Annotated in this window: 7 protein-coding genes and 4 tRNA genes; 5 read left to right on the top strand and 6 right to left on the bottom strand. The window is 23.9% G+C overall.

All coding sequences use genetic code 11. The annotated features are described in order from the left end of the window. Positions 1–143: 143 nt before the first annotated feature. Positions 144–869, top strand: a complete 726-nt coding sequence (deoD, locus tag GII40_RS02065; RefSeq protein ID WP_226813190.1) for a purine-nucleoside phosphorylase — start codon at positions 144–146, stop codon at positions 867–869. A 108-nt stretch (positions 870–977) separates the two neighbouring features. Here the strand turns inward: deoD and mrdB are convergent, their stop codons facing one another. The 5 genes from mrdB to leuS all read right to left on the bottom strand — a co-directional run bounded on the left by mrdB (position 978) and on the right by leuS (position 9,911). Continuing rightward, positions 978–2,087 (bottom strand): peptidoglycan glycosyltransferase MrdB, encoded by a 1,110-nt coding sequence (gene mrdB, locus GII40_RS02060; RefSeq protein ID WP_226813189.1) that lies wholly within the window; start codon positions 2,085–2,087, stop codon positions 978–980. 74 nt (positions 2,088–2,161) lie between these two features. Next, positions 2,162–4,027 (bottom strand): peptidoglycan DD-transpeptidase MrdA, encoded by a 1,866-nt coding sequence (gene mrdA / locus GII40_RS02055; RefSeq protein ID WP_226813188.1) that lies wholly within the window; start codon positions 4,025–4,027, stop codon positions 2,162–2,164. Positions 4,028–5,530: 1,503 nt separating this feature from the next. Further along, positions 5,531–6,574 carry a DNA polymerase III subunit delta gene (gene holA / locus GII40_RS02050; protein ID WP_226813187.1) on the bottom strand — a complete coding sequence of 348 codons (1,044 nt, stop codon included), beginning with the start codon at positions 6,572–6,574 and terminating at the stop codon, positions 5,531–5,533. A gap of 106 nt (positions 6,575–6,680) precedes the next feature. Then, on the bottom strand, positions 6,681–7,292 hold the full coding sequence (gene lptE / locus GII40_RS02045) for an LPS assembly lipoprotein LptE (protein WP_226813186.1): 612 nt from the start codon (positions 7,290–7,292) through the stop codon (positions 6,681–6,683). Between the two features lie 33 nt (positions 7,293–7,325). Further along, a complete protein-coding gene (gene leuS / locus GII40_RS02040) occupies positions 7,326–9,911 on the bottom strand; it encodes a leucine--tRNA ligase (RefSeq protein ID WP_226813185.1) in 2,586 nt (861 codons plus the stop codon). A gap of 1,625 nt (positions 9,912–11,536) precedes the next feature. Here leuS and GII40_RS02035 point away from each other — a divergent pair. From GII40_RS02035 to GII40_RS02020, 4 genes are all read left to right on the top strand, one after another. Continuing rightward, a tRNA-Arg gene (locus GII40_RS02035) sits at positions 11,537–11,610 on the top strand. 59 nt (positions 11,611–11,669) lie between these two features. Then, positions 11,670–11,745: transfer RNA gene (locus tag GII40_RS02030), tRNA-His, on the top strand. Positions 11,746–11,759: 14 nt separating this feature from the next. Then, positions 11,760–11,843, top strand: a tRNA-Leu gene (locus GII40_RS02025). 66 nt (positions 11,844–11,909) lie between these two features. Beyond that, positions 11,910–11,986 (top strand) — tRNA-Pro (locus GII40_RS02020). A 2,402-nt stretch (positions 11,987–14,388) separates the two neighbouring features. Here the strand turns inward: GII40_RS02020 and rpmE are convergent. Beyond that, entirely contained in the window at positions 14,389–14,604 is a 216-nt protein-coding gene (gene rpmE, locus GII40_RS02015) for a 50S ribosomal protein L31 (protein ID WP_226813184.1), read from the bottom strand. Positions 14,605–14,778: the final 174 nt, after the last annotated feature.

Raw genomic sequence — 14,778 nt, 5'->3', positions numbered from 1 at the left:
AAATTATAGTAATTAATAAAAATATAATAAATGCATTTTAGAGATTTAATATATTAATTTTTAGTATAAGTAGATTTATTAATGTTTTTATCAATATACAATTTATCTGACTATGATGAATAGCATATTAAAAGGATAATATTATGGCCACACCGCATATTAATGCTAAGAAAGGATCTTTTGCAGATGTTATTTTGATGCCTGGAGATCCATTAAGAGCAGAATATATTGCTAAAATTTTTATGCAAGATGTTTGTAAAGTAAATCAAGTACGTGGTATGTTAGGCTTTACGGGAGCTTATAAAGGTCGTAAAATATCTGTTATGGGTCATGGTATGGGTATCCCATCTTGCTCTATATATGCCAAAGAACTTATCACTGATTTTAATGTAAAAAAAATTATCCGTATTGGTTCATGCGGTGCTGTACGTATGGATGTTAAATTACGTGATGTAATTATTGGTATGGGCGCTTGTACTGACTCCAAGGTTAATCGTGTACGTTTTAAAGATCATGATTATGCAGCCATTGCAAATTTTGATATGATTCGCAATGCTGTTGATGCCTCTAAAATAAAAAATATCAAAGCACGCGTAGGTAATCTATTTTCTGCTGATTTATTTTATATGCAAGATATATCTATGTTTGATATTATGGAGCAATATGGAATTCTTGGTGTAGAGATGGAAGCCGCTGGTCTTTATGGAGTAGCTGCTCAGTTTGGTGCAAAAGCATTAACTATATGTACTGTGTCTGATCACATAAGAACTCATGAAAAACTATCTGCTGAAGAGCGTCAAACAACTTTTAATGATATGATTGAAATTGCTTTTGAATCTGTTATAATAGGAGATAAAGAAATAATATAAAAATGATATTTTATTTATAAAAATATCTTTAATATTAAAAGACAAAATCTTTGTTATTATTACGATCTATACTATAATGTATAATTTTATGCGTGATATATGATAACTTTATAAAGTTTTAGATAACATTTTCCTGTGAGTATGGATGGACATGACTATACCGAATCCAGCCATAAGAACAGTTAAAGCAGAGCCTCCATAGCTTACTAAAGGTAAAGGTACACCAACTACTGGTAAAATACCGCTCACCATGCCAATATTTACAAAAACATATACAAATAAAATGAACATAAAATTTCCTACTATTACACGGCCAAAAGTATTTTGAGCTTTTAATGCTATTACAAAACCGCGTATAATAGTTAGTAAATAAAGTATTAGTAATAATAAAACTCCAACTAAGCCTAATTCTTCAGCTAATACAGCAAAAATAAAGTCAGTATGACGTTCTGGCAAAAATTCTAACTGGGACTGCGTCCCATGTAACCATCCTTTACCGCTAAAACCGCCAGAACCAATAGCAATTTTAGACTGTATAATATGGTATCCAGCACCTAATGGATCTCGTTCGGGATTAAGCAACATTATAATACGATTTTGTTGATATTCGTGCATCAAGAAAAACCAAAAAATTGGCATAAAAGATATAATTGATATTAATGTCACTATAATAAAGCGCCAACTTAGGCCTGCAAGAAATAAAATAAATAACCCAGAGGTAGCAACTAAAATTGAGGTACCGAGATCTGGTTGGGCTGCAACTAAGAGTGTAGGCATAAATATTAGAGTTAATACAATACCAATATTCTTTAATGAGGGAGGGCAAACATCACGATTAATAAAACGAGCAACTAATAAAGGTACTGCAATTTTAGCAATTTCTGACGGTTGAAATCTTAAAAAACCTAAATCTAACCAACGTTGCGCTCCTTTACTGGTTTCTCCAAATGAATTTACTAAAATAAGAAGAATAATACATAATGTATATAGATACGGAGACCAATTTTCATAAATACGTGGTGGTATTTGCGCCATAACTAGCATAATAAATATCCCAATTAATATTTGTTCTATTCTTCGAAACATTATATTAATATCTTGACCACTAGCACTCCACATAATTACAGTACTATAGACTAAAATAGATATGATACAAATCAAAAATAACTTATCAATATGCATTTTTATCCAGATAGAACGTTGTTGATTTTTTGTCATATTTTTATTATTCTTATATGCTTGATCAATTATTTATAATAGTACTACTCTTGTAGTATTGCTATAAAGAATATTTAAGTATCACTGGGTATAGCTGCATTATTATTGAGTAATATATGATCTAAAATTTGACGGACAATATTTCCAACTGTTAATCCAGTACCACCATTTTCTAAAATTATAGCTATAGAAACTTGAGGATTATTATATGGTGCAAATGCTGTCATAAGTTTGTGATCACGTAAATGTTCAGCTAATGTATGCGCATTATATGTTTCATAACTAAAAACTTGAGCAGTACCTGATTTAGCTGCAATTTTATATGGAGCATTAGCAAAATATTGATGTGCTGTTCCATTAACACGATTAGCAACACCGTACATTCCGTCTTTAGCTATTTCCCAATATCCAGAATGCATATCTCCAATTTGTATTACTTCTGACTGTTTGTAAGGTATCATATGACCATTAATACATGTACTGTATAACAAATGAGGAACTTTTATATTACCGTTATTTATTAGTATATTTAAAGCTTTAGACATTTGAATAGGAGTTGCTATCCAATATCCTTGACCTATGCCTACCGGAATAGTATCCCCTTGATACCATGGTTTATTATAGCGTTTTTTCTTCCATTCACGTGTTGGCATTAAACCTGCACTTTCTTCTGATATATCAATACCCGTATAATGACCATAACCAAATTTACTTAACCACTCAGATAAGCGATCTATTCCCATATCATAAGATATCTGATAAAAAAAAGTATCTGCAGATTCTTCTAGAGCCTTTGTAATATCTAAATAACCATGGCCCCATTTTTTCCAATCATGGAATTTTTTTGCTGAGCCAAGTAATTGCCACCATCCTGGATCAAACATACTATATTTTTTAGTTATAACACCAGCGCTTAGTGCTGAAACTAAAATATAAGGTTTTACTGTAGATGCTGGTGGATACAGACCTTGTGTTGCTCGATTAATAAGAGGGCAATTAGGATTACTAAGAAGACGTTGATATTCTTTGCTAGAAATACCTTCTACAAATAGATTAGGATCATAACTAGGATTAGCAATCATTGCTAAAATTGCACCAGTATGTGGTTCACTGACTATTAAAGCAGATCTATTTTCTCCTAGTAATCGTTTAAGATAGCATTGTAGATCTAAATCTAGTGTTAAATAAATATCTGTTCCAGATTGAGGAGGTTTTTCATGTAATTTACGTATTATTAAGCCACGATTGTTAACTTCAACTTCTTCATATCCTGTTATACCATGTAAAATATCTTCGTAATATCGTTCTATTCCAAGTTTTCCAATATTATGAGTGGCTGCGTAATTAGCTAGTTTACCTGCTTTGTTTAAATGTTCTAGATCTTTACGGTTAATTTTAGATACGTAACCAATAACATGTGTAAGAGTAGATCCATAAGGATAGAAACGTCTTTGATAACCCTTAGTTTCAAAACCGGGAAAACGAAATTGATTAACAGCAAAACGAGCTATTTGAATATCACTTAATGAAGATTTTAATGTAATTGCCGCAAAGTGATTAGAACGTTTTAGTTCTTTTTGGAAACTATTTAAATCATTATCAGTAAGATCTACAATATGACGTAAAATATTAAGATCAGATTGTAGGTTATTAACTTTATTAGGTATTACTTCAAGCTGATAAATTGTACGATTCAATGTAAGAGGTATACCGTTACGGTCATAAATTATTCCACGATTAGGCGCAATTGGCACTAGTTTAATACGGTTTTCATTAGAACGGGTTCTGTAGTCTTCGAAGTGTAAGATCTGTAATTTATGCATATTAAAGACCAAAATTCCAAAGAGAATTAAAATAACAAGAAAAGCAACAAAAGCTCGCCGAATAAATAAATTAGACTCTGCTGCATAATCACGAAAATGGTTATGATCTCTTTTCATTCAATTCTATCGTTTTAAAAAAATTTCTTAGTACAACAAAAAATCTGAATAATACAGCTATAATAATATAGTTAAAATATTCTGATCGTTAGTAGTTATAATGATATTGATAATAGATAATTTATTTTAAATAATATAAATTTATAAAATTTGATATATATCAATATGTTGCATTTTTTTAAAAAATGTGATTTAGTTTTTATGCTACATAATAATTTATTATTTTATTTAAAATAGATTAAATCTTAAAAGATAAAAGCTTATTAATAGTAAACGTTTATTAACTTGAATTATCGTAGCCTAATTAAAATATCTTGTTATAATATAAGATTGTTACTTTAAAGTACTAATCAATTATTTTAAAATATTTATCAATATAAATAATATATCTTAGGATATATACGTGTTATTTTGAAACTTAAATAATAACGTCATAGAATCTATTTATTATTTATAAGTATGCCATTTTATTTGTTTAATCTATAAACAAATAACATGCATTATTATATTTGTTAATAATATTATTCAATATATAATATTTTAATTAGAAAACTAGTTTATATCAGTACATCAAATCATGTAGCTTTATAATATTTAATATATCTTTATATATTCATTTATAAATTATTTTGAATAATTTATACTATATGTAGTATTAAAATAAATTTTAACAACATTAATTATATAGCTACTATTAAATTATCTTACTATTATTTTTAATATATAAAGTATATTTTTTATTAAAAAAATTTATTATATTACTAATAAACAATATTATGTAACAAAATTAATTTATCTACAATATTTATTATTTAGATAAGATTGAAATATAATACTTTATAAGTATTAACGATATAGTTTTTGCGATTTTATATAGTGTCGAATAACACATAAAGTAAAAATTATTATAATTAATATATATGCTTATTATTTTATCGTATATCAGTTATTGATATTAATTAAGAGTATAGCAAGATAATAATATATCCATATATTTCTGTTTAAATTATCTACAATCAAATATTTAATGATTATCTAACAATTTATATAATGCTGGTATTTTAACTAATTTAGATATTTAAGATACGTAAAAAACAACAAATAACAATAGTACACAGCATTTATTTCCAGTTATACTATATTTATATAAAGTTAAAAGATAATCTTGTCTAATCATCAATATTAAAAAGATTCATTTTTATAAATTTACAGCATACTATCGTGAACATGTTTGTTTTATAATAAGTATGAAAACTATATAATTTTTGTATCTTAAGAAAAAATAGAAAATAATTTGTAATTATTAATTGAATTGTTTTTAACATTTATTAAATATTAGTTTTTAGTTGTAGTGATAAATGACAAGAGAAAATATTATTTTTTGGTAATAAGATAATAATATTCTGTAAACTAATGTAGTTGCTGTTATTATAACTTTATTATATAGAATTATAATGCCTTTAATTAAAAGCACTTCTAAATAGTATTTTTATCTGTATACAATTAGTTAATTGAAATGGCATTGATTATGCTATCTGGAAATGATTGACCGCATAATAGTAATGTAAGTAATTCTAATTTACTCCATATTAATTTGTTATAATCTAATTTAAGTTTTATTTCAAGATGTGATAGCAAATCTATAGCCTGGTATATTGCCTTTAAACTTAAACTATTTAATGCTTGCATAATTAACAATCTACGACTTTGCCATATTTTATATTTATTAAATAAATGATGTAACTCTGTATGAGCCATGTTATTTTTAAAAGTTACAAGCAATAGAACTTCACGTTGAATAACACGCAGAATAATTATTGGTTCGATATCTTCTTGATATAATTGTTGTAGAATTTGCAATGCTCGATTACTATTACCTGATAATATAGCTTCTACCCAATGAAATATAGAAAAATGTGTTGCATAATGAATAATTTTCTTCATTCTATCTAGGGTTAATTCTCCGTCTGAATATAATAGTAAAAAACGTTTTAATATTTGTGATATTGCTAGTAAATTTCCTTCATAGCAATAGCAAATTAATTGATTAGCTGCAAAGTCAAGATTTATATGCATTTCTTTTGCTCGATTAGCAACCCAATAAGATAATTGATTTTGACTAGGAGTATTACAGATTATTATCTTGGATATTCTGCTAATATTTTTATACCATTCAGTATTTTCTTGATATTTTGTTAGCTTATCCCCATAAATAATTAATAAAAGATCAGAATGTAACAACATAATTAGTTTATTAAGATGCGCATTTATAGTCGTATTAGCCCCGTTTTCTAGCATATTTAACACTATTACCTGACGGTTAGCAAATAAACTTCTTTCCTGAAAAAGATTAATAATATTTTCCCAATCAGTATATTTATCTAATAAAAAACTAAAATATTCTGTAAAAGCATATTGCTTAGCTTGCTGACGAATTAAATTAATACTTTCTTGTATTAGTAATGGCTCATTACCTATTACTAAATAACAAGCATGTAATTTTTTACGGAGTTGTAAAGCAAGTTGTTCAGGGTATAAGCGAGTCATTTTTATACTTATATGATGTTTAGCTAATATTAGAAATATATTGAGTATATTATAACATTAATATTACTTTTATATATAATTATTAGTGCGATGTTTTTATGATAAATTAATTTTTTTTATTTATAGTAATATTATTATTTTGTAATTTGGTTAAATGTATAAGCATTATTTTATGTACTAGTTCTTGTGCAGCCTGACTACGTATTTCTTCATTGAGCATTTCATGTTCAAAATCTTTTGCTAGAATAGTTAAGGGATTATCAAAGAATGAGCGGTATATATGGATATTAAATGAATATGATCCATATCCATGTGTTAATAATTGCGCACTAATATTTAGCATTATTCGATATTCAGCTGTTTTACCATTTTTTAAAATAGATACTGTTTCTTCTTCATTACTATTATCAATAATCCGTAAGCATGGCAACTTATCTAAATTAGATAACGTTATATCTTCTCTATTCTTAGTGCGATTATTAGTAGGACTAATTAAGTATAAATTATGTCTATGTTCTATCATTTCAGGATTAACAATTGCAATACCATTAATACGAAGTTGTTCACGAATAGAACGTGCAAGAGATCCATATGGATCTCTTGCATCAAAAGTAATCTTTTGTAATTCAAGGGGTACTGATTGTTTACTAAACTGATGAAAACCACAACTAGTATTCAGTATGGTTATTCCCCAAATAGCAATTTTAAATAATTTCATTATATTAGATTATTATACAATTATTTTGTTGTATCAATTTATAACTAAATTTAATAGTTTACCAGGAATATAAATAATTTTACGAATTGTCATCTTATTAAGATATTTAGCTACTCGTATTTCTTTTATCGCCATATTTTTTATTTGTTGTTCAGTTGCCTCTGTCGTAACAATAATTTTACTGCGAACTTTACCATTAATCTGAATTACAATAATTTTAGAATTATTGATCATAGCTGTATTATCGGCAATAGGCCATGGTGTAAAATCAATAGGGCTTTTCCCGCCGAGTGCTATCCACATTTTAAAACTAGCATGTGGTATAAATGGATATAACATTTGAATAACAGCCAGCAAAGCTTCTTGCATTAGCGCACGATCTTGATGAGTATCTTGAGGAGCATTAGATAATGCATTAATTAATTCCATAATTGCTGCAATAGCAGTATTAAAAGTTTGACGACGATCAATATCGTCGCTTACTTTAGCAATTGTTTTATGTAGATTTCTTCGCAAATCTTTTTGATTTTTGTTTAAATCTTCTATATTTAATTTTTGACAAGTGCCTTTTTGTGTATGCTGATAGACCATTTTCCAAATACGTTTTAAAAAACGATATGCTCCTTCAACTCCAGATTCTCGCCATTCTAATGTCATTGTGGCTGGAGATGCAAACATCATAAACAAGCGAACAGTATCAGCTCCGTAACGTTTAATCATTATTTGAGGGTCGATACCGTTATTTTTTGATTTGGACATCTTACTCATACCTGCATAAATAACTTCACGATTTTTTTGATCAAAAGCCTTAATAATTTGTCCTTTTTCATTACGTTGTACAGTAACGTTGACTGGAGAAATCCAATGACGATTACCATTGATTCCAATATAATAGAATGTATCAGCTAAAACCATACCTTGACATAATAGACGTTTTGCTGGTTCATCAGAATATACCATACCTGCATCACGCATTAGTTTATGAAAAAAACGAAAATACATTAAGTGCATAATAGCATGCTCTATGCCTCCTATATATTGATCAATAGGTAACCAATAATTAGCGGCTTTTGTATTGAGCATTCCTTTATGATAATGTGGGCAAGTATAACGTGCATAATACCATGATGATTCCATAAATGTATCAAAAGTATCTGTTTCACGGAGAGCTGGTTGATTTTTAATAATAGTTTTACCCCAGCAGCTATTATCAATTTTTATTGGATTACTTATGTTATTAGTAATGATATCTTCAGGTAAAATAACGGGAAGCTGATCTTCTGGTGTTGGAATAATAGTGCCATCTTTTAAAGATATCATTGGGATTGGTGCTCCCCAGTAGCGTTGTCGAGAAACCCCCCAGTCACGTAAACGATAATGAACTTTTTTCTTACCAATACCTTTTAAAAGCAATTTATTAACAATGGCATCAGAACCAACTATATTATCCAATCCATCAAATTCACCGGAATTAAATAATACTCCTTTATGAGTCATTGGTTTGATGTACACGTTTGGTTGACTACCATCAATATTTAAGATAACTGGTTTGATTCGTAAATTGTACTGATTGGCAAATTCCCAGTCATGTTCATTGTGAGCAGGAACAGCCATGATAGCACCAGTACCATATTCTATGTGTACGAAGTTTGTAATCCATATCAATAGTTTTTCGTTTGTCATTGGATGAATAGCAAATAAACCAGTAGATATACCTTTTTTTTGAATACTTGCTATGGTTGCTCTGGTAAAATTGGTATTTTTATGTTTATTAATAAATTTAGCTAGTATTGAATTATTTATTGCACAATACTCTGCTATAGGGTGATCAACTGCTATAGCAATGTAAGTAGCACCCATAAAAGTATCAGGACGAGTTGTATAAATAGTTACACTTTTATTACTATCTGCAATAGCAAAAGTAATTTCAATTCCTTCAGAGCGACCAATCCATTGACGTTGCATATTTTTTACTTGTTCTGGCCAATTATCCAATGTATCTAGATCATTAAGTAATTGTTCGGCATAATCAGTAATCTTGATGAACCATTGTGATATTTCTTTACGCTCTATTCTCGTATCACAACGCCAACAGTAACCATTAATAACTTGTTCATTAGCTAAGACAGTTTGGTCATGCGGGCACCAATTAACTGCAGACTTTTTTTTGTAAACCATGTTTTTTTTATATAATTTAATAAAGAACCATTGCTCCCAGATATAGTATTCAGGAGAGCAAGTAGTTATTTCACGACTCCAATCATAGCTAAAACCTAATAGTTTAAGTTGTTTCTTCATGTATTGGATATTGCTGTAAGTCCATTGAGCAGGTGCTATGTTATTTTTAATTGCAGCATCTTCTGCTGGTAAACCAAAAGCATCCCAACCGATAGGTTGTAGTACATTTTTACCTAACATACGATGGTAACGCGAAATAACATCACCAATAGTATAATTACGTACATGACCCATATGTAGTTTACCTGAGGGATAAGGTAGCATGGATACGCAATAATACTTTTCTTTACTTGTAGACTCAGTAACTTTAAAAGTTTTATGTTCATCCCAATAGCTTTGTACTTGTAATTCAATATCTTTTGGATTATATGTTTCTTTCATAAAAAATAGTCCTGTCATTCTCACATAATGAAAACTGTAATGTTGTATATTTCTTAAAAAGAATAATTAATATTTAATGATTATAGAATATTAATTAGTTATTTTAGAAGATAATATATATGTTTAATTATTTGATAGTTTTTTATAAAATAATTTTATTATATATAAAATATATAAAAAATGAATTTGCACAAATATTGTGTTATTTGATATAGATTGCTTTATAATAAATTATTATTAGTTGACAATATTATTTTTAATAATTTTATAAATATAAAGAGTGCTAATGATTCTTTTATTATTAAAGTTTCATATTCTTTATAAATAGATAAATAATAAATATTGTTCTAAAATATAATTAAAATTATTAATAGTATAATTTATGTTTTTATTTTTTGTATTTAGTTAAATATTTATTTATTATAAGTTATGTTTTTCTTAACATTATTGGTTTGATAAATATTAGATAATATGATATATTTTAGTAGTTTTACTTTTACAGTATATCATTAATATGATAATATTTATTATGATATACATCATGATGTATACGAGTTGTGTTTTTTGTTGGTTTTATTGTAAGTTTTTATTATTTAGTAATATTATTATATGATTCTACTAAATGATATATTTATACTTTTTATTATTTTATTTTTAATATCGTTAATATTATATTTAATATGATTAATATAATGTATGATTTTAATAAATAATTTATATTTGTTTTTTAATTTTTTTAACTTATTAAAAATATTTATGATAATTTTTATAAAACATATTATATAGTACTTTCTAAATAAAGTATATGTTATTAAGTTATAAAGATACTCAATAGTTATCTGTGTTTAATAACATTATTTTAATAATTAACAATTTTCTATAAAGATATTATTTTATATAATTAATATTATTAAGTTTTAATTAGATATTTTATTATAAGTTTTTTGTTTAATGATTTATTTAAAATATTCATGTATTATTCTTTTAAAGAATAGTTATTATATTGTTTTTTATTTTGATATGTAACAGTATTTTATAAAAAAAATTATATATATTTAATTATCTTAATATTAATTAATTGTTTCATTGATATATATACAATAATTTAATAATTTTCTTAAATTTTATTAAAAAATTTTTAAAAAATTATATTTTATATCTTATTTATTTAAAATAATTAAAAATTTTAGTCAAAATATATACTTATATACATTATCAGAGAATGTAAAAAGATCATTTAATACTAATAAAATTAATATATATAATATATGTGTTATGAATTAAGAACAATTAATGCATTAATTAAAAATTATAATGATATATATGAATAACAATAAATTATCTTAATAACAAATATCAAGAAATTATTTTTAGTTATATAGGTATAATTTATTAAGTGATTATAACATATATTAAAAATATAGTTTTTTGTCTTTAATAGTTATTGTTGAATTATTTGATGTATTTTAGATCTAATAAATTATTAATATTTTATAAATCATGATATTATTAATATAATAATATTTATTAAGTATATTTTAATACATATTATATATTTTATTTTAAAAAGTACTAGACATTATAATACTAAATACATAATATATGCATTTCTAAAATATCAATAAGCGTCTGTAGCTCAGCTGGATAGAGCGCTGTTCTCCGGAGACAGAGGTCTCAGGTTCAAATCCTGTCGGACGCATAGTTTATAAAAATTTTTATAAATTATTTAAATTATAATAATTTTATTATTAATTTATGGTGGCTATAGCTCAGATGGTAGAGCCTTGGATTGTGATTCCAGTGGTCGTGGGTTCGAATCCCATTAGCCACCCCAAGATTAATAAAATTGCGAAGATGACGGAATAGGTAGACGTACTAGCTTCAGGTGTTAGTGTCTTTATAGGCATGAGGGTTCAAGTCCCTCTCTTCGTATAATTATAAATATCAATTCATAAAATTTAAAACATAATAAAATATAATATCAAATCAATTATTGATCGGCGAGTAGCGCAGCTTGGTAGCGCAACTGGTTTGGGACCAGTGGGTCGGAGGTTCAAATCCTCTCTCGCCGACCATTATCACAATTACTATTATAGTTATATAATATTTTTTAATTATTTGTATAATATTTTTATTTTTTAAAAATTATTAATAAATATTCATTAGACAATAAAATAATTTTTATCAATATCTCCTAGTGATAAAATGTTATTTTTCAATTTATAGGTATGTATTTAAAATATTGTTTATGTGTTATAATAATTTATATTAACTGTATAAATTTTATTATTTTTATGGTTTTTATTGTTTAAGCTTATTTTAGTTATTTCTTATAAGAATATTTATTTAAAATAATCTTACTTAAGATTATTTACATATACTATTATTGCAACAATAGTATTGTTATTTAACATCTAATAATGTAGATATCTTTAATATATGTTAAAATATTATTAAATAATCTTTATTATTATAATAATATGTATCTTTTTTATTAAAATATTACATTTAATTAAAACATTAGTTTATTAGTAATAAATTATAAGCTTGAAAGTAATAATTTTTTTATTATATTTATTTTTTATTTTATCTTTAATAAAGATAATGTATGTTAGTATTCTGGATAATTTATAAAAAATAATTTATTTTTATTTATTATTATGCTATAATTTTATTAAGTTATGTATTACAATAATTTTGTTAAACTCTTTATATTATTTACTCAATTTTTAATAGTGATTTTTATCTAAAATATAAAAAGTTAATTAATATTTTTATATATTTTAAATATTTTCTTAAATATTATTAATTTTAAAAAATTCAAGATAAACAATTAATAGCTATAATATAGCATTTACTTAAACATTAATATGTATATATTAGTTATTAACTAATAATACTTATTCATTACTTAATGAGTATACTTTCAGTATAAGTAATTATATTTTATTATGATCTTTATCAGATAAATATTATATTTGAATAATAAAATTTATAATTATTATATAAAATAAATTTAAATATTTTTACTATTTCTAATTTTAGTTACATTACAATAATATAAAGTAATCAATAATATTTTTTATACAAATATTATATTAATATATATTTTATATATTTAATTAATTTTTGTATAAAATAAGTATTTTAGAAGAAATTTATAATTAGTTATTGTTAATTTTTGTAGTTTTTCATGACCATAGAATAATTATTAAAATTTTATTAGTTAGAAGATACATTATTGATTTGTATCATTAAATTTTTATCAATTATCCTGTCTGTAAATAAATAATTTTTTAATATATGATCATATATCAAGTAGATTATTATTTATGTTATCTATGTTATTTATTTTATAACTTTAGCATTTATTATAAGTATAATAATAATTTATAATAATGAATAAAATATTAGTTGTATGACTGGTTAATTAAATGATTTATAATTATCTTCAATATAAACTTAAAATAACTATTGATTAGCATATAAATAAAATATTTTTTAAGTAAAATTTTTTTAAAAAATAGTTAAATAATTATATACATTATAATTAACTAATGAATACATTTAGTTAATTTTTTTAAAAAAATACAAGTAATATTGTTTATATTATAACTATTAATATATAATATTTTTAATATTAATTATTAATAATTATTAATTTTATTTCATAAAAAATTATATAATAAACATTAGTAATAATGCATTAGTTTATTTGTCTTATCAAAATGAAATCTAATATTATACTTTTTATATTTGATATATAATATTATTATTAATATACATAAAAATATGTAATTTTATTATATCACTAAATAAATACATTTTATTACTATTGTATATATAATTATATTTAAAATATATATTTATTAATATTGCATATAATTATTATATATAATATTCATAGTATGAATAATTTTACAAAAATATATTTTATATATACTACATTCAGTATATTTTTTAGTAAAAGAGCAAATAAATTGTAATAAAAAACAATATATTAATTATTATTACTTTTTAATAAGATATAGATTATAATTTAATAAAATAACATTAAAAATAATTGAAAATTATATATTTATAATATAATAGCATTGTAAAGAATACATTTCTTGATAATTTTATTTTTTATATAAATGATTTTTAAAATATATATATATATTCTTAACATAAAAATATTTTATACTACCTGCGTATTAAATTTAACATTAATACATAATTACGATATAGATAATATATCTAATATTTTTGTATATTCTTTTTAAATAAAAATCTTATAAAAATATTAAAATACATATGCAACTATGTTTTATTTATATTTTAGTATGATATATGTTACAATGTATTAGATATACTTTTTATTAAAAAATAATATATAAATAATTTTTTTAAAAAAATTGATAAATATTAATAATTTTTAAATAAAAAATATTAATATTTAAATTAAATAATTTTATATTTTTTATGAATTAAAAAATTATTTTTTTGTATATAAAACTTTAAAACGTTTATTAAATTGATCAACACGGCCACCACTAGTAATATCACGTTGTTTATTGGTATAGAATGGATGACAGTTACAACATACATCTAAATTGAGGTCTCGACATACGGTAGAATTAATTTTAATTACATTGCCACAAGAACAAGTTGCAGTTACTGCCATATAATTAGGGTGAATATTTTTTTTCATAAAAACCTTATTTTAAAAAAATGCTTTATTAAGCTATTTTATTGTGTTAGGTAGTTGATTAATGTATTAGAATAATAATTATTCTGAAATAAAAATTATACAGATATAAAACATATTTGCAATCAACATAATATATATGTACTTAAAAAAGTATTTTAATTCAATTTTTCTATA

It is taken from the genome of Candidatus Profftia lariciata (genome assembly GCF_020541265.1).
GTDB lineage: Bacteria > Pseudomonadota > Gammaproteobacteria > Enterobacterales > Enterobacteriaceae > Profftia > Profftia lariciata.
The sequence above is the reverse complement of the archived record's forward strand: the minus strand, read 5'-3'. Positions and strand labels throughout refer to the sequence as shown.

Excerpts from the sequence above, each read along its gene's own strand:
- deoD (WP_226813190.1), top strand. The coding sequence starts at position 144 with ATGGCCACACCGCATATTAATGCTAAGAAAGGATCTTTTGCAGATGTT.
- mrdB (WP_226813189.1), bottom strand. The coding sequence starts at position 2,087 with ATGACAAAAAATCAACAACGTTCTATCTGGATAAAAATGCATATTGAT.
- mrdA (WP_226813188.1), bottom strand. The coding sequence starts at position 4,027 with ATGAAAAGAGATCATAACCATTTTCGTGATTATGCAGCAGAGTCTAAT.
- holA (WP_226813187.1), bottom strand. The coding sequence starts at position 6,574 with ATGACTCGCTTATACCCTGAACAACTTGCTTTACAACTCCGTAAAAAA.
- lptE (WP_226813186.1), bottom strand. The coding sequence starts at position 7,292 with ATGAAATTATTTAAAATTGCTATTTGGGGAATAACCATACTGAATACT.
- leuS (WP_226813185.1), bottom strand. The coding sequence starts at position 9,911 with ATGAAAGAAACATATAATCCAAAAGATATTGAATTACAAGTACAAAGC.
- rpmE (WP_226813184.1), bottom strand. The coding sequence starts at position 14,604 with ATGAAAAAAAATATTCACCCTAATTATATGGCAGTAACTGCAACTTGT.